Annotated in this window: 22 protein-coding genes; 12 read left to right on the top strand and 10 right to left on the bottom strand. The window is 65.0% G+C overall.

Going from position 1 to position 23,053, the window contains the following annotated elements; genetic code table 11:
• Positions 1-41 precede the first annotated feature (41 nt).
• The 6 genes from ACVIYL_RS16970 to leuC are packed head-to-tail and all read right to left on the bottom strand — an operon-like array spanning position 42 to position 5,989.
• Entirely contained in the window at positions 42-914 is an 873-nt protein-coding gene (locus ACVIYL_RS16970) for an ABC transporter permease (protein WP_057016904.1), read from the bottom strand.
• Positions 911-1,744: an ABC transporter ATP-binding protein gene (locus ACVIYL_RS16965; RefSeq protein ID WP_456779221.1), complete on the bottom strand. Its 834-nt coding sequence runs from the start codon at positions 1,742-1,744 to the stop codon at positions 911-913. The genes ACVIYL_RS16970 and ACVIYL_RS16965 overlap by 4 nt, the downstream gene beginning before the upstream one ends.
• A complete protein-coding gene (locus tag ACVIYL_RS16960; RefSeq protein WP_057016902.1) occupies positions 1,741-2,802 on the bottom strand; it encodes an ABC transporter substrate-binding protein in 1,062 nt (353 codons plus the stop codon). Before ACVIYL_RS16960 ends, ACVIYL_RS16965 begins: the two co-directional genes overlap by 4 nt.
• Positions 2,802-3,935, bottom strand: a complete 1,134-nt coding sequence (gene leuB / locus ACVIYL_RS16955; RefSeq protein WP_456781843.1) for a 3-isopropylmalate dehydrogenase — start codon at positions 3,933-3,935, stop codon at positions 2,802-2,804. Before leuB ends, ACVIYL_RS16960 begins: the two co-directional genes overlap by 1 nt.
• On the bottom strand, positions 3,932-4,582 hold the full coding sequence (leuD, locus tag ACVIYL_RS16950; RefSeq protein ID WP_057016901.1) for a 3-isopropylmalate dehydratase small subunit: 651 nt from the start codon (positions 4,580-4,582) through the stop codon (positions 3,932-3,934). Before leuD ends, leuB begins: the two co-directional genes overlap by 4 nt.
• A 3-nt stretch (positions 4,583-4,585) precedes the next feature.
• Positions 4,586-5,989, bottom strand: a complete 1,404-nt coding sequence (gene leuC / locus ACVIYL_RS16945; protein WP_456779220.1) for a 3-isopropylmalate dehydratase large subunit — start codon at positions 5,987-5,989, stop codon at positions 4,586-4,588.
• Between the two features lie 145 nt (positions 5,990-6,134).
• Between leuC and ACVIYL_RS16940 the strand changes: the two genes are divergently transcribed.
• Positions 6,135-6,923, top strand: a complete 789-nt coding sequence (locus ACVIYL_RS16940; protein WP_456779219.1) for an IclR family transcriptional regulator — start codon at positions 6,135-6,137, stop codon at positions 6,921-6,923.
• A 200-nt stretch (positions 6,924-7,123) separates the two neighbouring features.
• Positions 7,124-8,287, top strand: coding sequence for an IS4 family transposase (locus tag ACVIYL_RS16935; RefSeq protein ID WP_456777639.1), 1,164 nt, complete (start codon positions 7,124-7,126; stop codon positions 8,285-8,287).
• 173 nt (positions 8,288-8,460) lie between these two features.
• On the opposite strand, the gene ald is transcribed toward ACVIYL_RS16935, so the two are convergent.
• Positions 8,461-9,576 (bottom strand): alanine dehydrogenase, encoded by a 1,116-nt coding sequence (gene ald, locus ACVIYL_RS16930; RefSeq protein WP_456779218.1) that lies wholly within the window; start codon positions 9,574-9,576, stop codon positions 8,461-8,463.
• Positions 9,577-9,702: 126 nt separating this feature from the next.
• Between ald and ACVIYL_RS16925 the strand changes: the two genes are divergently transcribed.
• The 4 genes from ACVIYL_RS16925 (at position 9,703) to ACVIYL_RS16910 (ending at position 13,555) form a co-directional block, all read left to right on the top strand.
• Positions 9,703-10,191 (top strand): Lrp/AsnC family transcriptional regulator, encoded by a 489-nt coding sequence (locus ACVIYL_RS16925; RefSeq protein WP_057017008.1) that lies wholly within the window; start codon positions 9,703-9,705, stop codon positions 10,189-10,191.
• Positions 10,192-10,384: 193 nt separating this feature from the next.
• Positions 10,385-11,323 (top strand): hypothetical protein, encoded by a 939-nt coding sequence (locus ACVIYL_RS16920; RefSeq protein ID WP_456781842.1) that lies wholly within the window; start codon positions 10,385-10,387, stop codon positions 11,321-11,323.
• Positions 11,324-11,409: 86 nt separating this feature from the next.
• A complete protein-coding gene (locus ACVIYL_RS16915; RefSeq protein WP_456779217.1) occupies positions 11,410-12,120 on the top strand; it encodes a type 1 glutamine amidotransferase in 711 nt (236 codons plus the stop codon).
• A 271-nt stretch (positions 12,121-12,391) separates the two neighbouring features.
• Positions 12,392-13,555, top strand: coding sequence for an IS4 family transposase (locus ACVIYL_RS16910; protein WP_456777639.1), 1,164 nt, complete (start codon positions 12,392-12,394; stop codon positions 13,553-13,555).
• A gap of 77 nt (positions 13,556-13,632) precedes the next feature.
• On the opposite strand, the gene ACVIYL_RS16905 is transcribed toward ACVIYL_RS16910, so the two are convergent.
• Positions 13,633-14,511 (bottom strand): NmrA/HSCARG family protein, encoded by an 879-nt coding sequence (locus ACVIYL_RS16905; protein WP_456779216.1) that lies wholly within the window; start codon positions 14,509-14,511, stop codon positions 13,633-13,635.
• A 117-nt stretch (positions 14,512-14,628) separates the two neighbouring features.
• On the opposite strand from ACVIYL_RS16905, the gene ACVIYL_RS16900 reads away from it, so the two are divergent.
• Entirely contained in the window at positions 14,629-15,525 is an 897-nt protein-coding gene (locus ACVIYL_RS16900) for a LysR family transcriptional regulator (protein WP_456779215.1), read from the top strand.
• A 22-nt stretch (positions 15,526-15,547) separates the two neighbouring features.
• Here the strand turns inward: ACVIYL_RS16900 and ACVIYL_RS16895 are convergent, their stop codons facing one another.
• Together ACVIYL_RS16895 and ACVIYL_RS16890 are read right to left on the bottom strand one after the other, a co-directional pair.
• Positions 15,548-15,898, bottom strand: coding sequence for a hypothetical protein (locus tag ACVIYL_RS16895; protein WP_310882750.1), 351 nt, complete (start codon positions 15,896-15,898; stop codon positions 15,548-15,550).
• A gap of 189 nt (positions 15,899-16,087) precedes the next feature.
• A complete protein-coding gene (locus ACVIYL_RS16890; protein ID WP_456779214.1) occupies positions 16,088-17,023 on the bottom strand; it encodes a LysR substrate-binding domain-containing protein in 936 nt (311 codons plus the stop codon).
• Between the two features lie 186 nt (positions 17,024-17,209).
• Here ACVIYL_RS16890 and ACVIYL_RS16885 point away from each other — a divergent pair, with 186 nt between their 5' ends.
• The 5 genes from ACVIYL_RS16885 (at position 17,210) to ACVIYL_RS16865 (ending at position 22,851) form a co-directional block, all read left to right on the top strand.
• On the top strand, positions 17,210-18,196 hold the full coding sequence (locus tag ACVIYL_RS16885; protein WP_456779213.1) for an NAD(P)-dependent oxidoreductase: 987 nt from the start codon (positions 17,210-17,212) through the stop codon (positions 18,194-18,196).
• 51 nt (positions 18,197-18,247) lie between these two features.
• On the top strand, positions 18,248-19,579 hold the full coding sequence (locus tag ACVIYL_RS16880) for an MFS transporter (RefSeq protein WP_456779212.1): 1,332 nt from the start codon (positions 18,248-18,250) through the stop codon (positions 19,577-19,579).
• Between the two features lie 29 nt (positions 19,580-19,608).
• Entirely contained in the window at positions 19,609-20,937 is a 1,329-nt protein-coding gene (locus tag ACVIYL_RS16875; RefSeq protein WP_456779211.1) for an MFS transporter, read from the top strand.
• Positions 20,938-20,959: 22 nt separating this feature from the next.
• Entirely contained in the window at positions 20,960-21,985 is a 1,026-nt protein-coding gene (locus ACVIYL_RS16870; RefSeq protein WP_016847664.1) for an amidohydrolase family protein, read from the top strand.
• Between the two features lie 191 nt (positions 21,986-22,176).
• The gene (locus ACVIYL_RS16865) at positions 22,177-22,851 is read left to right on the top strand and encodes an RraA family protein (protein ID WP_456779210.1); all 675 of its coding nucleotides are present in this window, start codon (positions 22,177-22,179) and stop codon (positions 22,849-22,851) included.
• Positions 22,852-23,053 lie beyond the last annotated feature (202 nt).

Genomic DNA, 23,053 nt, shown 5'->3' with positions numbered 1-23,053 from the left:
CCGGCCGTGGCGGCAAATGCGACGTCGCCACGGCCCGCGGCCTACTCGGCGCTGCGCTGCCGCTGCCAGCGCAACAGATAGGCCTGCAGCCGCCAGATGATCGCCGACAGCACCACGCCGACCAGCATCAGCACCACGACCGCAACCATCATGCCCGAGGCCTCGCCGCGCGCCTCCGATTCGATGATGAGGCGACCGATGCCGCGCTCGGCGCCGATGAACTCGCCGACGATCACGCCGATCAGCGCGAAGGAGATCGCGGGCGTCAGCGAGGCGAACACCCAGGCCATGGTCGAGGGGATCACCACCGTCCTGGTGATCTGCCACTCGCTGGCGCCGAGCAGCCGCGCCGCGTTGGTGAAACCCTCGTCGATCGAGCGGGCGCCCTCGAATGTGTTGAAGAACACCAGGAACACGACGACGATCCACGACGTCACGATCTTCGACATGTCGCCGATCCCGAATGCCAGCACGATGATCGGCGCCAGCGCGATCCGCGGGATCGAATTCACCGCGGTGATGAAGGGCTGAAAGATCGCGCTCAGCCGATCGGATCGTCCCAGGATCAGTCCGGCGACGAAGCCGCTGACCACGCCGGTGACGAAGCCGAAGAAGGTATTCTTCAGGGTGATGGCGGTCGCGGCCCAGAGGTTGTTCTCGTTGCGCGCCAGGCACTTTCCGAAGTCGCCGTTGAACCAGCTGTTGAAGGCGCCGAGCTTCGAGGTCAGGCAGCTCTGGATCAGGAAGTTATCGAAGATCATCGACGGCTTCGAGATGAAGTAGGGATCGAGCAGGTCGGGCACCAGCCAGGGCAGTTTGGTGCGGAGGTCGTAGCCCCATTGCCAGACTGACAGCACGACAACGCAGATCAGGACCTGCCAGCCGACCGTGCCGAGCGTGCCGTACCGTTTCATGTGCTGCGGCCCTTGACGAATTCCTCGCCCAGCGAATGCCAGATGTGCTGGAACATCTCGGCATAATGCGGGGTCTCGCGCACCTTCACCGCATCGCGCGGGCGGTCGAAATCGACCTCGAACATGTCCTTGATCCGGCCCGGCCGCGCCGAGAACAGGATGATGCGGTCGGCCAATGTCAACGCCTCGCCGAGATCGTGGGTCACGAACAGCACGGTCTGCTGCTCGCGCTCCCAGATCCGAAGCAGCACCTCGTGCATGTCGATCTTGGTGTGGGTGTCGAGCGCGCCGAACGGCTCGTCCATCAGGAGAATCTGCGGCTCGACGATCAAAGTGCGCATCAACGCCGCGCGCTGGCGCATGCCGCCCGACAGCGCCGACGGATAAGCGTTCTCGAATCCCTTCAGGCCCGCCTGCGCGACGCATTCGGCGATGCGCTCCTTCCGTTCGTGAGCCGGCACGCCTGATAGCTCCAGCCCGTAGCCGATATTGTCGCCGACGGTCCGCCACGGAAACAGCGTGTCGCGCTGGAAGACGTAGCCGACATTGGGCGTCGCCTTGCCGGCGGCGACGCGCTTGCCGTCGATCAGGATCTCGCCGCCGGTCGGGCGGATCAGCGAGGCGATCATGTTGAGCACGGTGCTCTTGCCGGAGCCCGACGGCCCGAGCAGCGCGACGAACTCGCCGCGGCCGACGTCGAAGGTGACGTCGCGGACCGCCTCGATCGTGGTTTTGGCGAGCTGGAACGATTTGCTCAGGCCCTTGACCTCGACGCGGCGATCGGCCGAGGCGCGCGGCGACACGGTTGCGCTTGTCTCGAGCGCGCTCAACCCGGATAGGCCTTTCGCGCCGCTTCGATCAGGTTGGAGTTGACCACGTCGGCGATCTTGAGCGGCTTGATGCCGGTCATCTCGCGGAACCAGACCTTCTCGCCGCGCGCGAAGCTCGCGGCATCGATCGTGCCCTCGTAGTCCGCGACCTTCTGGATCGCCGTGATCTCGAGCAGATTGGCGTCGCGCGAGGTGCTGCCGACATAGGGCTCGATGGCGTCATAGACCTCGGTCGGCTTGTGGGTCTTGATCCACTGCGAGGCCCGCCACAGCGCGGTGACATAGGCCTGCATCTTGGCCGGGTCCTTGTCGATGGTGGCCTGCAGCGTGAAATGTGCCGTCACCGGCACCTTGCCGCCGATATGCTTGTTCCAGATCGCCTCATCGGTGCCGTCGAACAGCAATTCGCCCCAACCCTGCTGCTGCGCCTCGTTCAACAGCGACAGCGAGCTGACGAGGATATCGACCTGCTTCGACTTCAGCGATCCCAGCATGGTGTCGACATTGCCGGTGCCGATCCAGGTCACCTTGTCGTCGAGCCCCATGGTTTCCATGTAGTAGGACGACCAGACATGGTTGGTGCCGCCGAGCGAGGAGACCGAGACGATCGGCTTGCGGCCGTCGGGCCGCTTCCATTGCGTGAACGCCTCCAGCGAGTTGATGCCCTGGTCCTTCAGGTCCTTACGGATAATGAACATCACCGAGTTCGATCGCGTGTCGACCGGCAACAGCACGCGCGCGGCGCGGCCGTGATTGGTCAGCTGCATCGGATGGGTGACGTCGCCGATGCCGATATCGCCCTGCGACGAGGCGATGATCTCGCGGGTCTTCACGCCGCTGCCGCCCTGCACCAGCTTGCAATCGAGCCCGGCCTCCTTGAAGTAGCCTATACGGTCGGCGACGAACTGCGTCTGATAGACCGGCACCGCGACCGGATAGATCGCGCGACCCGTGGCCGCCTGCCCCCACGCACGCCCGGTCGCCAGCGCCGCGCCGCCGGCGGCGATGACCGTCAGCGCCGATCGCCTCGAAACATTGGGCATGGTGAGGCGCGCCATCACGCGTGCTCCTTCGCCGAGATCTTGTCGAGCGCGCCGAGCACCGCATCGCCCATCTGCACGGTCGACAGCTTTTTCGCCCCGGCCTCGGCGATATCGGCCGTGCGTGCGCCGGAGGCCAGCGCGGTCTGCACCGCCTTCTCGAGCAGGTCGGCGTCCTCCGGCCGGTTCAGCGTCAGGCGCAGCAGCATCGCGACACTCAGGATCGAACCGAGCGGATTGGCGATGTCCTTGCCCGCGATGTCGGGCGCGCTGCCATGCACCGGCTCATAGAGCGACTTGCGTCGGCCGAAGCGATCGACCGGGCCGAGCGAGGCCGACGGCAGCATGCCGAGCGAGCCCGAAGCCATCGCCGCGCAGTCCGAAAGGATGTCGCCGAAGATGTTGCCGGTCACCATCACGTCGAACTGCCGCGGCTCGCGCACGATCTGCATCGCGGCGTTATCGATATAGAGATGGTTCAGCTCGACATCGGAGAACTCCTCCTTGTGCAGCTTGATCACCTCCTCGCGCCAGACCACGCTGGTCTCCAGCACATTGGCCTTGTCGACCGAGCAGACCTTGTTGCGCCGGGTCCGCGCCAGTTCGAAGGCCGAGCGCGCCACGCGGCGGATCTGGTTCGTGGTGTATTGCTCGGTGTTGAAGCCGCGGCGCTGGCCGTCGGGCAGCGTCTCGATGCCGCGCGGCTCGCCGAAATAGATGCCGCTGGTCAGTTCGCGAATGATGACGAAGTCGACGCCGTCGAGCACCTCGGCCTTAAGCGGCGCGGAGGCCGACAGTGCCGGGCTCGCCACGATCGGTCGCAGATTGGCATAAAGATCGTATTTACTGCGCAGGCCCAGCAGACTGCCGGCCTTGCGTGCTGCGGCCGGCACTTCGGTGGTCTCCGGCCCGCCGGTCGCACCCCACAGGATCGCATCGGCCTCGTCCATCGCCTCGGCGGTGTCCTCGGGCAGCACCTTGCCGGTCGCCAGATACGGGATCAGGCCGTATTGCGCCTCGCGCAGCGTCATCGGCACATTACGCTTCGCCGCGAACCAGTCGAGCACGCGACGCGACTGCGCGGTGACCTCGGGGCCGATGCCCTCGCCGCCGACGACGGCGACCTTGACCATGTTGGATTGCGTGCTCATGCCGGTGTCCTTGAAGCGGGTGTCGTTGTCGAATGAATCCATGGCCGCGCCGCGCGGTCGGAGGCCTGGAAGGCGTGGATTTCGTCGTCGCGCTGCAGCGTCAGCGCCACCTCGTCGAGCCCCTTCAATAGCCCCTCGCGCCGCCGCGGATCGATCTCGAACGAATGCCGCGCGCCCGACGGCGAGACGACGGTCTGGGCCTCGAGGTCGATCGAGACCTTGCCCGCGCCCTGCGTCGCCTCGATGTCGGCGGCAAGCTGATCGACCACCGCCTTGTCGACGATGACGGGCAGGATTCCGTTCTGGAAGCAGTTGGCGAAGAAGATGTCGCCGAAGCCGGAGCCGATGATGGCGCGGATGCCGCGCTCCTGCAGCGACCACACCGCGCCCTCGCGCGAGGAGCCGCAGCCGAAATTCGGCCCGGTCACCAGAATCTCCGCCTCGCGGTACGGCTCGCGGTTCAGGATGAACTCCGGATTCTCCGAGCCGTCGGGCAGATAGCGCAGCGAGCCGAACGCCCATTTACCGAGCGTGCCGCGGATCGAATTGCCCACCAGCCGCTCGATGCGGATGATGACGTCGGTATCGATATTGCCGCGCATGATCGGCGCGGCGGTTGCGGTGAGCTTGTCGAACGGTTTTGGCATACTCTAGCGTCCCATCATCCTGACATCGGCGATCGCACCGGCAATGGCGGATGCTGCGGCACTCGCGGGGCTCGCCAGATGCGTCCGCGCGCGCGGCCCCTGCCGGCCGACGAAATTGCGGTTCGAGGTCGAGACCGAGCGCTGCCCGGGCGCCACCACCTCGCCATTGGCGGCAAGGCACATCGAGCAGCCCGGCTCGCGCCACTCGAAGCCGGCGTCGATGAAGATCTTGTCGAGCCCTTCGGCGACCGCCTCGCGCTTGACGTTCTCCGAGCCTGGTACCACCCAGGCGCGGACCCCGGCCGCGACCTTGCGGCCGCGCGCAACCTCGGCCGCGGCGCGCAGATCGCTGAGCCGGCTGTTGGTGCAGGAGCCGATGAACACCCAATCGACCGGCGTGCCCGCGATCGGCGCCCCGCCTTGCAGGCCCATATACTCGAGCGCAGTCTCGATCGCGGCGCGCCGCAAGGGATCGTCGACCGCCTTCGGGTCGGGAATCACGCCGTCGACGCCGACGACGTGCTCGGGGCTGATGCCCCAGGTCACCTGCGGGATGATCTTCTCGACATCGATCACGACCTCGCGGTCGAACACCGCGTCGGGATCGCTCGGCAGTTCGCGCCACGCTTTCACCGCGAGATCCCACATCTCGCCTTGCGGCGCATAGGGACGGCCGCGCAGGAATTCGAACGTCTTCTCGTCCGGTGCCACCATTCCCATCTTGGCGCCGAGCTCGATCGAGAGGTTGCAGATCGTGAGCCGGCCCTCGATCGGCAGCGCGCGGATCGCACTGCCGGCATATTCGACCGCATAGCCGGTACCGCCGGCGGCGCCGATATGGCCGATCAGCGCCAGGATCATGTCCTTGGCGGTGACGCCGAGCGGCAGCTTGCCCTCGAAGCGCGCCCGCAGCGTCTTCGGACGGCGCTGGATCAGCGCCTGCGTCGCCAGCACATGGGTGAGCTCGCTGGATCCGATGCCGAAGGCGAGCGCCCCCAAGCCGCCATGGGTGCAGGTGTGGCTGTCGCCGCAGACGATGGTCGCGCCCGGCAGGCTCAAGCCGAGTTCCGGACCGATGACGTGGACAATGCCCTGGCCGGGCTGATCGACATCGAACAGCGTGATGCCGCTCGCCGAGGTCTCGGCCCGCAGCGCGGCCAGCAATTCCATGCCGATCTTGCTGGTTCCGGCGCGGCCGGGCGCTGTCGACAGCGCATGATCCGGCGTTGCGAAGGTCAGTTCGGGATTGTGGACCTTGAGGCCCCGGCTCTTGAGATCGAGCAGGCCCCGCGAGCCGCCGAGATCGTGCAGCAGATGGCGGTCGATATGAAGGAGGTCTGTGTCTTCGCTGAGGCGAGCAATGACATGCTGGTCCCAGATCTTCTCGAGCAAACTTCGGCCGGGCATCCGCCTTCCCCTGCTCTGTGCGTTTCCATGCGGCTTGATCTTATTGGCGCCAATCTGGGCCAAAGTTGTCGTCAAGTGAAGCAGTTTTGCCCTAACATCACATATGTGATGGAGGTGCGGTACTTGACCCACCGAGGAGCCAGCCATGCCGAATCCGAATAAGACGGCCATCGTCAAATCGGCCATGCGGACGTTTGCAGTTCTGGAGTTCTTTCGGAAAACGAAGCGGGCTGCTTCCGTGACTGAAATATCGTCCGCGCTGGAGATGCCCCAATCGAGCACGTCCGTATTGCTTCGCTGTCTCGTTGAATTGAACTACCTGGAATACGAGCGAAAGACCCGGCTCTTCATCCCGAGCTACCGGGTCAATTTGCTGGGTGACTGGATCCGTCGTTCTCCGTTCCGTGATACCAAGCTCACCGATCTGATGGAGGAACTCTGGACCGCAACGGGCGGCGAAACCGTCATGCTTGGACAACAGGCCGGCGCGGCCGGGATGCAATATCTACACGTGGTCCCCGGCGGCTCTCAGCTTCAGTACACGGCACAAGCCGGTCAAATACGACCGATGGTGCGGACCGCGCTCGGACATGTGCTGCTGAGCCAAATGCCGAACACCAAAATTCGCGGCATTATCCGGCGCAACAATGCCGAGGAGCCGAGTCAGTCGGCGCGCGTTCGCGAATCCGCCTTTCTCGAAGAGGTCGAGCGCATTCGCCGCCGCGGCTTTTCCGAGACAGGCGGCCGCACGACGCCGGGCGCAAACACAATAGGCATGCTCGTTCCCCTGCCGAAGCGACGCGCTCCGCTCGCCATCGGCATTGGCGGCCCGATCGAACGTATCGCGGCAAAGCGCGCGCAGATCATTGATGTCATGCAGAGCCGGCTGAAAGAATTGACAGATGAAGCCGGGCCAAGATTCGTTGAGAAATGACCTCTTGGGACGCATAACGCGTCGTGCGGATGACGGAGCCGTAGCCCGGATGAAGCGAAGCATTCGGACTAAATATCTGTCTTCTCCTTCCCCCTGAAAGGCAGGGGTGTCCGGGGAATGATTCACTGTGTCGCGGTGCATGCTCGGCAGGACCGAGGCAAATCGGTCTTTTCTGGTTGTCGAGACACAGAGGGCCGAGCATGCGATATCGCGGTAGCATTTTTGGAAGGCTGCTTGAACCGATCAATCGACGGCAGTTTCAGACGGTTGTGGATCGTCTGGACGGGGATGCCTACGACAAGTCGTTCAGGAGCTGGGATCAGCTGGTGGCGCTGATCTATGCCCAGCTTAGCGGCAACAGCAGTCTGCGCGGGGTGGTGACTGGCTTCAACGCCAATTCGCAGCATCACTATCACTTGGGAACCGGCAAGCTGTCGCGCTCGACGTTGTCCGATGCCAATGCCCGCCGTCCGATCGGCATTTTCGCGCAAACCTTTGCGGCGCTGTCGGCGATGGCGCGTCGCCAGCTGCGGAGTGAAGGCATGGAGATGGTGCGTCTGATCGACGCCAGTCCGATCCCGCTCGGCAAGGTCTGCAGTTGGGCGACGTGGAACGGCCGCATCCGCGGCATGAAGCTGCATGTCGTCTACGACCCAAGGAGCGATGTCCCGACCTGCGTCGAGATGACGGCCGCGAACGTCAATGACATCGAGATCGGCCGACAGACCCCAATCCAGCCCGCCACCACCTATGTGTTTGACAAGGGCTATTGCCGTTTCGACTGGTGGCAGAAGATCAATGATAGCAAGGCTTTCTTCGTTACCCGGGCGAAGACGAGCATCCGTCTTCGCTCGCTCAGGCATCGCGCCATCCGCAAGCGTAACGGGGATGGCTTCGAAATCCTTGCCGATGACGAGGTGAAGCTCACCAGCAAGGGCGATTCGCGCCTTCCAATCCCGCTCCGCCGCATCAAGATCAGACGCGAGAAAGGCGGCAAGATCACACTCCTGACCAACGACCTTGCCCGTAGCGCCGTCGAGATCGCCGCCCTCTACAAGAGCCGATGGCAAATCGAGCTGCTGTTCCGCTGGATCAAGCAGCATCTCGATATTCGCAAGTTCCTCGGCGCCAACGACAACGCGATCCGCCTTCAGGTGCTCGCTGCGATGATTGCCTACCTGCTGCTGCGCATCGCCGCTCACACCAACTGCATCAAAATGCTCCCGCTCAGGTTCGCCGAACTCGTCGGCCAGCTCCTGCTCACGCGTCGATCCCTCGCTGCCATCGACAAACCTCCGCCCATCAACCCCAGCCGTCGGAAATCAACCATCTCACCTGACCAGATGGAGCTCCGCTATGCCTGAATTTCCCCGGACACCCCTGCCTGAAAGGGGGAAGGTCGGGATGGGGGTCAGCCGCAGGCGACGCTCTATGTGGAGAGAGTTGATCCCCACCCGCTTTGCTCTGGCGAGCAAAGCGACCTCCCCTTTTCAAGGGGAGGTTGGGACCCGCGCTGCAGTTAGATCTTTCGAATTTCCTACGACGCCAGCGCTTCTTCCGGCATCACGGCCGACAGATGCTGGCTTTCGGCCACGGCGCGGTTGGTGATGCGGCCGCGATGGACGTTGAGGCCGGCGCGCAGATGCGGATCCTCGACCAGCGCGCGCAGTCCCTTCGCGGCCAGCGCCAAGCCGAACGGTAGCGTGGCGTGGTTGAGCGCGTGGCTCGAGGTGACCGGCACCGCGCCCGGCATGTTGGCGACGCAATAATGCACGATGTCGTCAACGAGGTAAGTCGGCGCCTGATGCGTGGTCGGCTTCGAGGTCTCGAAGCAGCCGCCCTGGTCGATCGCGACGTCGACCAGCACCGCGCGGCGCTTCATGCCTGCAAGCTGCGCGCGCGACACCAGCTTGGGCGCGCTGGCGCCCGGCACCAGCACCGCGCCGATCACAACATCAGCCGCGAAGACCTCCTGCTCGATCGCTTCCAGCGTGGCGTAACGGGTGCGGACGCGGCCGAGGAAGAGATCGTCGAGCGCGCGGAGCCGCGGCAACGAGCGGTCGAGGATGGTGACGTCGCTGCCGAGCCCTGCCGCCATCCGCGCCGCATGGGTGCCGACCACGCCGCCGCCGATGATCGCAACCCGCGCCGGCGGAACGCCGGGCACGCCGCCGAGCAGCTTGCCCATGCCGTCGGCGGATTTGCGCAGCGCGGCGCCCGCGGCCTCGATCGCGAGCCGCCCGGCGACTTCGCTCATCGGCGCGAGCAGCGGCAGTCCGCCATGTGCGTCGGTCACCGTCTCATAGGCCACCGCCGTGCAGCCGGAGGCGATCAGACCCGCGGTCTGCGGCACGTCGGGCGCGAGATGCAGATAGGTGAAGAGGATCTGTCCCTCGCGCAGCCTGGTCCATTCGGACGGCTGCGGCTCCTTCACTTTCACGATCATCTCGGCGACGGAAAACACCTCTTCGGCGGTATCGGCGATCCGCGCGCCGGCCAGGGTGTAGACCTCGTCGCCGGCACCGATGCCGTCACCGGCGCCGCGCTGGACCACGACCTCGTGGCCGTGCGCCACATATTCCCGCACCGAGGCAGGCGTCAGCCCGACCCGATATTCCTCGACCTTGATTTCCTTGGGCACGCCGATGCGCATGGTCCGCTCCTTGAAGGATTCGTTTCCGCCGTCGTCAAGGCTATGCCCCGTCACATGGCGTTTCTCAGCGATTTCCGGCTTGCTCACAGCCAAATACGCCCATATCCTTCGCATTCAGCTCAGCTCTTGAAGGAAATCTGCGTGGACGGTCTCGATCGTATCGACCTCAGAATCCTCGCCGAGCTGGTCAGCGATGCCCGCGCCAGCCAGATCGAGCTTGCCGAGAAGGTCGGGTTGTCGCCGACCGCCTGCGCGCGACGCATCCGCCATCTCGAGGAGATCGGCGTGATCCGCGGCTATCGCGTCGACCTCGAACCATCAACGCTCGGCCTCGTGACCACCGTCGTCGTCACCATCACGCTGGAGAAGCAGAGCGAGGATTATCTCGCAGCCTTCGAGGCCGCGATCGCACGCTGTCCCGACGTCGTGTCCTGCCATCTGATGTCGGGCAGCGACGATTATCATCTGCAGGTGATCGCCCGCGACATCGCCGACTTCGAGCGCATCCACAAACAGCATCTGTCGCGGATGCCGGGCGTCGCCCGCATCCATTCCAGCTTCGCGATGCGCGAAGTGGTCCGCCGCACCATTCCCGAGACGGCGCTGCGCGGCTGACGGTCACGCACCACCACGCACTGTCACAATCGCGCACTGTCACAATCGGACACTGTCACAATCGGGCACTGTCACAATCGGATCTGCCCGGCTCGCTCCCACACGCAATTTTTAGTTCGTGATTCGCCGCCTTCTATGACAGAATTGCTACAGTTCAATATCAATTCGGTTACACGCGGAGCGGTGAATGAGCATGGAGTGGCGGGCACGGCCGGTTTCGCTGGCTTGGTCAAATCCAGTGGTCCGGTGGTGGGGTTTCCTGAGCCTCGTCAGCGCCGCCAACATCGCGATCTGGTTCGCGCTCTACCGCCAGTTCAATGAACAGGCCAATGGCAGCTTCAGCAACACCTCGGGCATCGGCCTGATGATGCTGCTATGCGCGGCCTATGTGTTCGGCTGTGCTTTCCGCTCGGTCCTGCCGCGCGCCGACGTGCAGCGCATCTGCCTGTTCGACACCTGGCTGTCGAGCGTCGTGGTCGGCCGCACCGTCGCCACCGTCGCCGAGGTTTGCTTCGCCGCGCAATGGGCGATCATTTTGCATCAGCTCGGCACCATGACCGGCGCCGAGACCACCGTGACCATCGCCTGGATCATCGTGCCGCTGATCGTGATCGCGGAATGCTTCTCCTGGTATGCGGTGCTGACCACCCATTATCTCTGCAACGCGATCGAGAACTCGATCTGGGCGCTGGTGTTCTTCCTGGTCGGCATTGCGCTGTGCCGGCTGCTGCCGGAGTTTCATGGCCCGGTGCGCTGGGCCTTCGTCGTCGCGATCGTCGGCATCGCCGGCTTCCTCGCCTTCCTGATGACCGTCGACGTCCCGATGTATCTGAATCGCTGGCGCGCCAACCTCGCCGCCGGCGGCACGCTGCTGCATCCGCTGGAAGGCCTGCGCGACGTCAGCCGGCGCTGGGTCGTGACCCATGACATCGCGGAATGGCGCGAGGAGATCGCCTGGATGTCGCTGTATTTCAGCATGGCGGTCTGGTCGAGCCTCGCGCTCTGCGTCGGCTACTCGCTCGAGGATCAGCTGCCGCGCTACCGCACCGAGCCCGTGATCGTCGCAACGACGCCGGCGCCGACAGCGCAGCACACCGCCACGATCGACGCGGCGGTACCGTCGCGGAATTGATCGGCAACCGCCCACGCGCAGCTTGTCGCCATTGGCGCTTTCGGAGTAAAGGCTGAGGCGTCCCCGCTCATCCGTCAGCGCGTTCCATGCCCCGCATCACCATCATCGAAACCGGGCTCGTCAACCCGCAAGCCCGCGAGCGCCACGGCAGCTATCCGCAGATGTTTCAGCGGATGGTGGCGACCGCCGATCCATCTGTTGGCTGCGACGTCGTCAGCCTCGCCAATGGCGAGACGCTGCCGGATCCGGTCGCATTGGATGCGATCCTGATCACGGGATCGGCCGCCGGCGTCTACGACGACGTCGCGTGGATCGCGCCGCTCGAAGCCTTCGTGCGCACGGCCCATGACAAGCGCATTCCGACTGTCGGCGTCTGCTTCGGCCATCAGCTGATCGCGCAGGCGCTCGGCGGCACGGTGCGCAAATCCGAGAAAGGCTGGGGCATCGGGCGCCATGTCTATCGGATCGCGCCGGACAACGGGCTGATCGACGGCGAGACGATCGCCGTCGCCTGCTCGCATCAGGACCAGGTGGTCGACCCGCCCGCCTCAGCGCGCACCATCCTGTCGTCCGGGTTCACGCCGCACGCCGCCCTGCTCTACGCCAACGGCACGACGCTGTCGGTGCAGCCGCATCCGGAATTCACCGCCGACTATGCCGACGCGCTGTGCGATCTGCATCGCGGCCGCGCGCCGGATGCCCTGATCGAAGCCGCCAAGACCTCGCTCACCGAACCGCTCGACCACGCCACGCTTGGCGGCGTGGTCACGCGCTTCCTCGTGCGCCGTAGCAACTAGACATCGTGTTCGCTTGGCGGCCGCAACGGAACTGCGCTCCCTCGCCCCGTTCTTACGGGGAGAGGGTTGGGGTGAGGGGCTGTCACCACGTCAACGGAGCCAGAAAAATTCGCGGAGGCTCCTCCTCACCCGCATCGCATCTTCGATGCGATGCGACCTCTCCCCGCACGCGCAGGGGTGTCCGGGGAATGATTCACTGTGTCGCGGTGCATGCTCGGCAGGACCGAGGCAAATCGGTCTTTTCTGGTTGTCGAGACACAGAGGGCCGAGCATGCGATATCGCGGTAGCATTTTTGGAAGGCTGCTTGAACCGATCAATCGACGGCAGTTTCAGACGGTTGTGGATCGTCTGGACGGGGATGCCTACGACAAGTCGTTCAGGAGCTGGGATCAGCTGGTGGCGCTGATCTATGCCCAGCTTAGCGGCAACAGCAGTCTGCGCGGGGTGGTGACTGGCTTCAACGCCAATTCGCAGCATCACTATCACTTGGGAACCGGCAAGCTGTCGCGCTCGACGTTGTCCGATGCCAATGCCCGCCGTCCGATCGGCATTTTCGCGCAAACCTTTGCGGCGCTGTCGGCGATGGCGCGTCGCCAGCTGCGGAGTGAAGGCATGGAGATGGTGCGTCTGATCGACGCCAGTCCGATCCCGCTCGGCAAGGTCTGCAGTTGGGCGACGTGGAACGGCCGCATCCGCGGCATGAAGCTGCATGTCGTCTACGACCCAAGGAGCGATGTCCCGACCTGCGTCGAGATGACGGCCGCGAACGTCAATGACATCGAGATCGGCCGACAGACCCCAATCCAGCCCGCCACCACCTATGTGTTTGACAAGGGCTATTGCCGTTTCGACTGGTGGCAGAAGATCAATGATAGCAAGGCTTTCTTCGTTACCCGGGCGAAGACGAGCATCCGTCTTCGCTCGCTCAGGCATCGCGCCATCCGCAAGCGTAACGGGGATGGCTTCGAAATCCTTGCCGATGACGAGGTGAAGCTCACCAGCAAGGGCGATTCGCGCCTTCCAATCCCGCTCCGCCGCATCAAGATCAGACGCGAGAAAGGCGGCAAGATCACACTCCTGACCAACGACCTTGCCCGTAGCGCCGTCGAGATCGCCGCCCTCTACAAGAGCCGATGGCAAATCGAGCTGCTGTTCCGCTGGATCAAGCAGCATCTCGATATTCGCAAGTTCCTCGGCGCCAACGACAACGCGATCCGCCTTCAGGTGCTCGCTGCGATGATTGCCTACCTGCTGCTGCGCATCGCCGCTCACACCAACTGCATCAAAATGCTCCCGCTCAGGTTCGCCGAACTCGTCGGCCAGCTCCTGCTCACGCGTCGATCCCTCGCTGCCATCGACAAACCTCCGCCCATCAACCCCAGCCGTCGGAAATCAACCATCTCACCTGACCAGATGGAGCTCCGCTATGCCTGAATTTCCCCGGACACCCCTGCCGCACGCGGGGAGAGGTGAAGGAAGCGCTTGCTTCGCTGTAAAGCCTTCATTCGCAGCTAGCCCTTGCGCCACTGCGCGGCGGCGTCGCGGGCGAAATCGCGATAGGCCCGCGGCGCGCGGCCGAGCAGCTTCGTCAGGCGTGCCAGCTCTTCGGCCGTCGCGACCGCGCCGTCGCTCTGGTACCGGCCAAACATGAGGTGCATGTCGAGCGCGAGCCATGCCGGCATCGCTGCCTTGAAACGCTGCTCCATCGCCGCGAGATCGTCGCCGCCATAGCTTATCGCGCGGCCAAGCTCATCGCGCCAGATCGCAGCCGCGCCCTCGCCGGTCACGACGTCGGGGCCGACCAGCGCGTAAGTCTCGCGGCCCAGCGGTGCGGACGCGCGCTCGCGGCGCAGCAGCTCGATCGCGGCCGCCTCGCCGATATCGCGGATGTCGACCATCGAAATGCCCTTCGCACCGATCGGCATGCCGTAGGCGCCGAAGTTCAGCAGCGGCTCCTTCAGCCGAAGATCGTTCTGGATGAAATAGGACGGACGCAGGATGGTCGCGGGAAGATCGAGCGCCTCGATCATCCGCTCGACCGTGTGCTTGCCGGCGAAATGCGGCACGTCCGCATAGGCCTCGCCCTTGAACACCGAGAGATAGACGATGCCCTTGACGCCGGCCTCGCGCGCGGCAGTCAACGTCAGCATCGCCTGCGTCAGTTCGTCGGCGGCGTTCGGAACCAGCAGGAAAAGCGTGCTGACGCCAACGAGCGCCGCACGGACCGAATCCACGTCGGCAAGATCGCCGCGAACCGCCGTCACGTGCTGCGGAAATTGCGCCTTGCCGGGCGAACGCGTCAGGGCCCGAACCTCGACGCCCTGACCGGCGAGATGATTGAGAACCTGGGTGCCGATGGTGCCCGTGCTGCCTGTCACCAGAATGGTCATGTCGAATAACTCCTTTGTTGCGGCAGATCGTCTGCCGCTGCGGAGAAGCTAGACGTTCCAATTTTCCTTTGGAGATGGCATTATCTGAACAGGCCGTTTCGAATATGGAACAGTTCGATGGACCTTCAGGCACTCGCCGATTTCAATCTGGTGGCCGCGCATGGCGGGCTCGGCCGCGCCAGCCGGGCTTCCGGACGGGCCAAGGCCACGCTGTCCCGCCGCGTCGCCGAACTGGAACAGAGTCTCGGCGTCCGCTTGATCGAGCGGGGTTCGCAGAGCCTGCGATTGACCGACGAGGGCCGCGCGCTGCACGAGCGCACCAGCGGTCCGCTGTCCGACATCGCCGAGGCCGGCGAAGCCGTGGTGCTCGGCGCGTCGACGCCGCGCGGCCGCTTGCGGGTCAGCGCGCCGGTCTTGCTCGCCCATGTCGCGTTCGGCCGGATCGGTGCGCGCTTTGCGCACGCCTATCCCGACGTCCAGCTCGAGATCGTCGCCGAGGATCGCCTGGTCGATCCGGTGGAAGACGGCTATGACCTTGTCATCCGCATCAACCCGTCACCGGATGAACGTCTCGTCGGCCGCCGCTTCCTGCATGACGAGCTGCTGGTCGTGGCGCATCCCGGTCGGCAACGACCGACGGCCTCCGCGCGCGATCCGGATGGCATCTCCGTCGATGCCGTTGTGATGTCGCAGACGCCGCCGGACACGGTCTGGCGCATCCGACATGAACACGATGAGCTGATGCTCAAGCCGCGGCCGATGCTGCGTCTCTCGTCGATGTTGATGATGCGCGATGCGGTGCTCGCAGGCGCCGGCGCGGCCCTGTTGCCGAAGCTGCTGGTCGATGACGACATTGCCGCGGGCCGGCTTGCCTATTGGGGAACGGATGCCAGACCTCCGGTCGAGATCTGGGCGCTGCAGAGCTCGCGACGGCTGGTCGGCGCAAAGGTTCGCGCGTTTCTCGACGTCGTCGAGCAGGCATTCCCGAACCGGGTGTTCGTCCCGCCGGCCTGAGTTGCAGCCCGGACGATGCGCCTCAGGTCATGCTGCCCGGCATGAAGCAGCGCACGCGCGGGTGGCCGTCGATATAGTGCTTCCACACCATGGTGCGCCCGATCTTGTTCGGCTCGGTGATCACGGCCTCGTTCGGCACGACAACCCATTCATTGTCGATGAGCACGCGATAATGGCCATGGTCCGACTCCCAGTCGGGATCGGCGACCACATAGCCGTCGGCATCCGAGCAGCATTGTCCATAGCCGCTGTGCAGGCTTTCAAACCAGGGTTTCAGCGGTGAATTGGCGTAGCGGCCATCGTCCCGCGCCAGGGTCGGCGGTGTCAGCCACATCGTCCCGAGCAGCAGTGCCGCACGCGTGATGGCGTGCATGTCGTCGTCTCCGTAAGCGTCGATCCAGCTGCGGGCGCGCGTCACAGACTGCTCGTCTGCGACGCTGCCGCCGCAGGCGAGAACACGACACATCCGCGCCCCAGCACCTGACATTGAACGATGCAAGAGCAAGGCCAGACGGGATGCCGGAAGACTACGGCCGACGAAAGTATAGGGCGTGCGGCACGATCAACGACCCGCTGCCGCAACCCCCTGAACGAGCGGCGGTGCGCTGCGCGACGCCGCCTGCAGCGCGCATTCGACGAACCGGCGCGGCAGCAGCGAAGCGTTGGAGCGCATCGCCACCAGCATGCGGCTCTCCGCATCCGGCGTGTCCAGCGGCTTCGCCACCACATTCATCACGCCGGCCTGCTGGTAGCAGGACGGCAGGATCGAAAGCCCAATCCCGGCCGCAACCAGGCTGAGCACGGTGCGCAGCTCATGCGCCTCCTGCACCACGCGCGGGGCAAAGCCCGCCCGCCGGCACAGCATCGCGGCCTGATCGCCGACACCGCAGCCGCTCTCGGCCATGCCGACGAATTCATGCTCGGCAAGGTCGGCCATCTCGAGCGCGCCCTTCGCGCCGGCCAGCGGATGATCCAGCGGCAAAAACACCATCAGCCGGTCGCGCCACACCACATGGACCTGCAGATCGGCCGCCGGCCTGAAATCGAGCGGCGGGCGCATGATCGCGACATCGAGCTCGGCGTCGGCAAGCGCGCGCAGCTGCGTTGCCGTCGACATGTGCCTGAGCTCGATCTTCACCCGCGGATAGCTGGCGCGAAAGCTGCGGAACAGCTCGGCGAACATGTCGAGCATCGGGACCGAGCCGGTGAAGCCGACCCGGATCAACCCGGCCTCGCCGCGCGCCGCACGACGCACCGTCTCCGACGCCAGATCGAGCTCGCTGACCGCACGCCGCGCATGTTCCAGCAGCAACTGCCCGGCCTGCGTCAGTTCCACCGCGCGCCGCGTGCGCGCCAACAGGCGCGTGCCGAGTTCTTCCTCCATCGCCTTGATCTGCGTGCTCAGCGGCGGCTGGCTGACATGCAAGCGTTTGGCGGCGCGGCTGAAGCTGAGCTCTTCGGCTACCGCGATGAAGTAACGAAGCTGCCTGTAATCCATCGCTTATTCCGATTCCCTATAAGTCGGGGGTCAACAAGGTATTTGACCTCACGGGGCCGTTTCCCGATCTTCGCGCGAAATCACCAGTCCTCCAAGGGAGAAGCGCGCGAAATGCGTCAGGTTCAGGCACGACGGCGCGGCGCTCGCAGCGGGTCAGCCATGCAATATCGCAGCGGACGATAGAAGATGACCGTTCCGTTTCGCGTTCTCGTCACCGGCGACAGCCTCGCGCCGGCTGCCGTCAATGTCCTCAGCGAGATCGGTGCAGATGTCGTGCTGATGCGCGATGCCGTCACTCCTGAACGTCTCACGCACGAGATGGCGCGGGCGCCGACGCAGGCGATCCTGATGCGCGGCAATCCGGTGTTCTCCGCCGCCACCATCGCCGGCAATCCGCACCTGCGCGTGATCGCAAAGCACGGCGCCGGCGTCGATAGCGTCGATATCGATGCCGCAACAGCCAAGCGCGTGCTGGTGATGGTCGCGGGCGACGCGAATGCGCCCGCGGTTGCCGAGCACACCATCGCGCTGATCCTCGCGCTCGGGCGCGACGTCGTCGGCCTGAACGCGCGAACCCATTCCGGTGCCTGGGACCGCGCCACCTATCGCGGCCGCGAAGTCCGCGGCCGCACGATCGGCCTGGTCGGCTTCGGCCGCATCGCCCGGCACGTCGCGCGCGCGGCGGCCGCGCTCGGCATGAGCGTCGTCGCGCTCGGCCGAACCAGAGGCCGTGTCGATCCGGCACTGGCGCGCGAAGCCGCCGATCTCGCCGAATTGCTCGCGGTTTCCGACATCGTCAGCCTGCACGCGCCGCTGACCGATGCGACGCGCGGCATGATCGATGCCGGGCGGCTCAACGCCATGAAGCCTGGCTCCCTCCTGATCAATACCGCGCGCGGCGCGCTGGTCGACGAGGACGCGCTGTGCGCGGCGCTGAGCAGCGGCCATCTCGCCGGTGCCGGCCTCGACACGCTGGCGGAGGAGCCGCCGGCGAAAGACAGGCCGATCCTGCAGGCGCCGAACCTGATCGTGACGCCGCATATCGCAGCCCAAACCGGTGCATCGATCACGCGGACCGGCGTCGAGGCCGCGCGCAACATCGTCGTGGTCCTCACGCAACGCGACATCGATCGCACCAATGTGGTGAACCCGGCGGCACTCGACACGCCTTAAATCTCGCAAAAACGGCCCAGCAAGAGGCCGCGATATCAAGAGGAAACGAACATGAATCTGGGGTGGCTGTCCAAGCTGTCCGCCGTCGAACGCAAGACCTTCTTCGCCGCCTTCGGCGGCCTTGCACTCGATTCGATGGACACCACGATCTACGCGCTGGTCACGCCGGCGCTGATCGCAACGCTGAGCCTGTCGCGGCCTGACGCCGGCATTCTGGCTTCCAGCTCGTTGATCGGCACCGCCCTGGGCGGCTGGGTCGCCGGAATTGCCGCGGACCGGTTCGGCCGGGTGCGCGTGCTGCAATTCACCATCCTCCTGGTCGCGGTCTCGACTTTTGCCGCCGCCTTTGCCGACGGCTTCTGGTATCTCTTGGTCGCGCGCGCCGTCCAGGGCATGGGCTATGGCGGCGAGGCCGCGGTCGGCGCCGTGCTGGTCGCCGAAGTGGTTTCGGCCGGCATGCGCGGCCGCGTCGCCGCCGCGATCCAGAGCGGATACGCCGTCGGCAATGCGCTGTCGGTGGCGCTGTTTCCCGTCATCTTCGGCTGGCTGTCGCAGGACATGGCCTGGCGCGTGTTCTTCGCGATTGGAATCCTCCCCGCGCTGCTGGTGTTCTTCGTCCGTCGCTTCGTGCCGGAATCCGCGATCTTCGTCGAGGAGCAGGCGCAGCGCGCCGCCTCGCCGACGCACAGCTTCTGGACCATCTTCACCGGCGAGCATCTGTTCAAGACGCTGGTCGCGACCTTCTTCACCACCGGCACGCTCGGCGCGGCTTATGTGATGATCACCTGGCTGCCGACCTATCTGCAAACCGGGCTGCATCTGCCGGTCACGCACACCGCCGGCTATCTCGCAGTCAACATCTTCGGATCGTTCGTCGGACCGATCGCCTTCGGCCTCATCGCCGACCGCATCGGCCGCCGCAAGGGTTTCATGCTGTTCCTGATCTGCCAGGCGCTGAACGTCGCGGCCTACACCCAGGCGCCGATCGGCCAGGGCATCACCGTCATCCTCGGATTCTTCCTCGGCGCGCTGCAGGCCGGCCTCGCCTCCGGCCTGATGCCGACCTTTGCCGAGCTGTTTCCGACCAGCATCCGCGCCAACGGCGCCGGCTTTGCGCTGAGCGCCGGGCGCGGCCTCGGCTCGATCGTGCCGGCGACCGTCGGCATTCTCTCGACGCGGATGCATCTCGGCGACGCAATGGCGATCTGCGCCATCTGCGGCTACACCGCCGCCTTCTGCGCGGCATTGCTGCTGCCCGAGCAGCAGGGCATCGACCTCAGAACGATGACAGCAGGCGCAGCTTCGGACGGCGCCGAACGGCTGCCTGCCGAACGCGAGGTGGAGCACCCCCACAACATCCGAAATGGCGTCGCGACCCAATGAACGCCATCACAATGAACGGGAGGATTGCAATGGCCGGAGCGTCCGTCACTGAGCTCGAACAACAGACCATCCGCCGCGTCTATTGGCGGCTGATCCCGATCCTGTTCGTGATGATGTTCTTCAACTATCTCGACCGTATCAATCTCGGCTATGCCGGGCTGACGATGAACAAGGACCTCGGCCTCAGCCCCGCGATCTTCGGCTTCGCGGCCAGCATCTTCTTCCTCGGCTACATGGTGCTCGAGGTGCCGAGCAATCTGATGCTGCACTGGCTCGGCGCCCGGATCTGGCTGGCGCGCATCCTGATCACCTGGGGCCTCGTCGCCGCGCTGACCGCCTTCGTCTGGAATCCGCTCAGCCTCTATGTGATGCGGTTCGGGCTCGGCGTCGCGGAAGCCGGCTTCATGCCCGGCGTGGTGCTTTACCTCACCTACTGGTTCCCGGCGCGCTATCGCGCCCGCGCGGTGGCGGGATACATCATCGCCGGCTCGTTCTCGGCGGTTTTGGGCGGGCCGATCTCAACCAGCATCATGACCTGGCTCGATGGCGCTGCCGGTCTTCACGGCTGGCAATGGATGTTCCTCGCCGAGGGCGTGCCGACCATTCTGCTCGGCCTGTTCACGCTCTATTATCTCACCGACCGCCCGGCCAAGGCGAGCTGGCTCACCAAGGAGCAGGCAGCCTGGCTGGAGGGCGAACTCGCCGCCGAGCGGGCCGAGATCGAGCAACAGGGGCAGCACAGGTTGATCGAATGCGTGCTCGATATCCGGGTCTGGCTGCTGGCGGCGCTGTTCGGCTGCGCACTGGTCGGGATCTACGGCCTCTTGCTGTGGCTGCCGCAGATCATCAAGGGCATGGGCGATCTCAGCAACATCCAGGTCGGCTTCCTCTCGGCGATCCCGCCGCTGCTCGGCGTCATTGGCACCATCGTGGTCAGCCGCAGCTCGGACAAGACCGGCGATCGCAAGTTTCATCTCGCAGCAGTTTACTTGCTCGCCGCGGTTGCGATGCTCGGCAGCGCCTATGTCGCGAGCCCGGTGCTGGCCTTCGTGTTCCTCTGCATCGTCGGCTTCAGCCTCAACGCCGGCAACCCGCTGTTCTGGAGCATCAATGCTTCGCTGCTGACCGGCGCGGCCGGCGCAGCCTCGATCGCGCTGGTCAACACGCTGGCGCAGTTCGGCGGCCTGATCGGGCCGTGGTGCATCGGCCTGATCAAGGACTCCACCGGAAGCTTCTCCTGGGCATTGGTCGGCATCGCCGGCTTCCTGCTCGTCGCCTCCGCCATCGCCGCCACCATGCGCGTCAAGCCGCGCGAGACGGAATTGACGGGCGCGATTCCGTCATCCGTCGCCCACTGACACCCCTACCAAGGAAGCAACCATGATCATCGATTGTCACGGCCATTACACCACCGAGCCGGCCAAGCTGCAGATCTTCCGCGACAAGCAGCTCGCCGGCCTCGCCGACAAGTCGCGCCGGCCGCTCACCACCAATCTCGGCATCACCGATGACGAAATCCGCTCTAGCGTCGAGGGCGCGCAGCTTCGCCTGCAGAAGGAGCGCGGCACCGACGTCACCATCTTCTCGCCGCGCGCCGCCGGCATGGCGCATCACGTCGGCAAGGAAGCGACCAGCCGCGAATGGACCACGATCTGCAACGACCTCGTGCACCGGGTCTGCACGCTGTTCCCGCAGAACTTCGTCCCCGTCTGCCAGCTGCCGCAGAGCCCGGGCGTCAAGCCCGCGAACTGCATCGAGGAGCTGGAGCGCTGCGTGACGCAGCTCGGCTTCGTCGGCTGCAATCTCAACCCCGATCCCGCCGGCGGCTATTGGTGCGATCCGCCGCTGACCGACGAATGGTGGTATCCGCTGTATGAGAAGATGGTCGAGCTCGACGTGCCGGCGATGGTCCATGTCTCCTCGTCCTGCAATCCCTGCTTCCACGGCACCGGCGCGCATTACCTCAACGGCGACACCACCGCCTTCATGCAGTTCCTGACCTCGGACCTGTTCAAGCGCTTCCCGACCCTGCGGTTCATCATCCCGCATGGCGGCGGCGCGGTGCCCTATCACTGGGGCCGCTACCGCGGCCTGGCGCAGGACATGAAGCTGCCGCCGCTGTCGGAGCATCTCTTGAAGAACGTGTTCTTCGACACCTGCGTCTATCACTTGCCCGGCATCGAGCTGTTGACCAGGGTGATTCCCGTCGAGAACATCCTGTTCGCGTCGGAAATGGTCGGCGCCGTGCGCGGCATCGATCCTGAAACCGGTCATCACTTCGACGACACCCGGCGCTATATCGACGCGCTGCCGCTGAGCGCGGCGGACAAGGCCAAGATCTTTGAAGGCAATGCCCGCCGCGTCTATCCTCGCCTCAACGCCCATCTCGACCGCCGCGCGCATTGAGCGAAGCGATCGATGTTTACGGCCCCGTCATTGCGAGGAGCGTCGGCGACGAAGCAATCCATCGCTCCGCATCTGCGGAAGCATGGATTGCTTCGCTTCGCTCGCAATGACGGTGATGGTCCTACAAGCAAGATATTTCCGTCGTCCCGATTGCAAACGTACAATCACGCCCAACACACCGGAGAAAACCGATGGCCATAGGATTTGCTATTCACAAGGCGAAGCGGAAAGTGTCGCCCGATCTCGTCGCGCGCTACCGCACCCTGCCGGTCGCCAATATCAGCGATTCGATGTCACGGATCGCGGGCACCAACCGGCTGCGGCCGATGCACGCGGGCGGCGGGCTCGGCGGCCCGGCGCTGACGGTCAAGACCCGGCCCGGCGACAATCTGATGGTCCACAAGGCGATCGACCTGGCCCAGCCCGGCGACGTCATCGTGGTCGATGCCGGCGGCGTGCTGGTCAACGCCATCATCGGCGAGATCATGTCGACGCTGGCCGAGAAGAAGGGCGTCGCGGGCTTCGTGATCGACGGTTCGATCCGCGATGCTGGCGCGATCCGCGCCGGATCATTCCCGGTGTTCGCCGCCGGCGTCGCCCATCGCGGCCCCTACAAGGATGGCCCAGGCGAGATCAATTGCGCCATCTCGATCGACGGCATGATCGTCGAGCCCGGCGACCTCATCGTGGCCGACGACGACGGCGTGCTCTGCGTGCCCTATGACGACGCCGAGGCCATCTGCAAGCTGACCGAGGCCAAGAAGGCCACCGAGGAAAAGGCCATCCAGCAGATCCTCGCCGGCACCAGCGACCGCCGCTGGGTCGACGAGGCCCTGCAGCGCCTCGGCTGCGAGTTCAAGGACTGAGACGATAGGCGGTCCCAAAAGGCGGCGATGCCCGCCTTTTGGGCACGAATTTGCGCCAAGTCGGCCGGAATCATCCCGCCCGTATCGTGTGCGTGTGCCCGTCCATCAAAATCGGGAATTTTTCCCGATTACAGTTGGAAAAGAATCCCGGTCCCCCGGGATTGATCTTGTTTGCCAAAGCAAGGGCGTTCCCGCAGTCTCC

The sequence above is a fragment of the Bradyrhizobium sp. USDA 3315 genome (assembly GCF_054056795.1).
The sequence above is the reverse complement of the archived record's forward strand: the minus strand, read 5'-3'. Positions and strand labels throughout refer to the sequence as shown.

Bases quoted from the DNA above. Each gene is read 5' to 3' on its own strand.
- leuB (WP_456781843.1), bottom strand. From the start codon at position 3,935: ATGAGCACGCAATCCAACATGGTCAAGGTCGCCGTCGTCGGCGGCGAG.
- ACVIYL_RS16885 (WP_456779213.1), top strand. From the start codon at position 17,210: ATGACCGTTCCGTTTCGCGTTCTCGTCACCGGCGACAGCCTCGCGCCG.
- ACVIYL_RS16870 (WP_016847664.1), top strand. From the start codon at position 20,960: ATGATCATCGATTGTCACGGCCATTACACCACCGAGCCGGCCAAGCTG.
- ACVIYL_RS16940 (WP_456779219.1), top strand. From the start codon at position 6,135: ATGCCGAATCCGAATAAGACGGCCATCGTCAAATCGGCCATGCGGACG.
- ACVIYL_RS16905 (WP_456779216.1), bottom strand. From the start codon at position 14,511: ATGACCATTCTGGTGACAGGCAGCACGGGCACCATCGGCACCCAGGTT.
- ACVIYL_RS16915 (WP_456779217.1), top strand. From the start codon at position 11,410: ATGCCCCGCATCACCATCATCGAAACCGGGCTCGTCAACCCGCAAGCC.
- ACVIYL_RS16900 (WP_456779215.1), top strand. From the start codon at position 14,629: ATGGACCTTCAGGCACTCGCCGATTTCAATCTGGTGGCCGCGCATGGC.
- leuC (WP_456779220.1), bottom strand. From the start codon at position 5,989: ATGCCCGGCCGAAGTTTGCTCGAGAAGATCTGGGACCAGCATGTCATT.
- ACVIYL_RS16935 (WP_456777639.1), top strand. From the start codon at position 7,124: ATGCGATATCGCGGTAGCATTTTTGGAAGGCTGCTTGAACCGATCAAT.
- ACVIYL_RS16875 (WP_456779211.1), top strand. From the start codon at position 19,609: ATGGCCGGAGCGTCCGTCACTGAGCTCGAACAACAGACCATCCGCCGC.
- ald (WP_456779218.1), bottom strand. From the start codon at position 9,576: ATGCGCATCGGCGTGCCCAAGGAAATCAAGGTCGAGGAATATCGGGTC.
- ACVIYL_RS16890 (WP_456779214.1), bottom strand. From the start codon at position 17,023: ATGGATTACAGGCAGCTTCGTTACTTCATCGCGGTAGCCGAAGAGCTC.
- ACVIYL_RS16960 (WP_057016902.1), bottom strand. From the start codon at position 2,802: ATGGCGCGCCTCACCATGCCCAATGTTTCGAGGCGATCGGCGCTGACG.
- ACVIYL_RS16920 (WP_456781842.1), top strand. From the start codon at position 10,385: ATGGAGTGGCGGGCACGGCCGGTTTCGCTGGCTTGGTCAAATCCAGTG.
- ACVIYL_RS16970 (WP_057016904.1), bottom strand. From the start codon at position 914: ATGAAACGGTACGGCACGCTCGGCACGGTCGGCTGGCAGGTCCTGATC.
- ACVIYL_RS16865 (WP_456779210.1), top strand. From the start codon at position 22,177: ATGGCCATAGGATTTGCTATTCACAAGGCGAAGCGGAAAGTGTCGCCC.
- ACVIYL_RS16895 (WP_310882750.1), bottom strand. From the start codon at position 15,898: ATGCACGCCATCACGCGTGCGGCACTGCTGCTCGGGACGATGTGGCTG.
- ACVIYL_RS16910 (WP_456777639.1), top strand. From the start codon at position 12,392: ATGCGATATCGCGGTAGCATTTTTGGAAGGCTGCTTGAACCGATCAAT.
- leuD (WP_057016901.1), bottom strand. From the start codon at position 4,582: ATGCCAAAACCGTTCGACAAGCTCACCGCAACCGCCGCGCCGATCATG.
- ACVIYL_RS16880 (WP_456779212.1), top strand. From the start codon at position 18,248: ATGAATCTGGGGTGGCTGTCCAAGCTGTCCGCCGTCGAACGCAAGACC.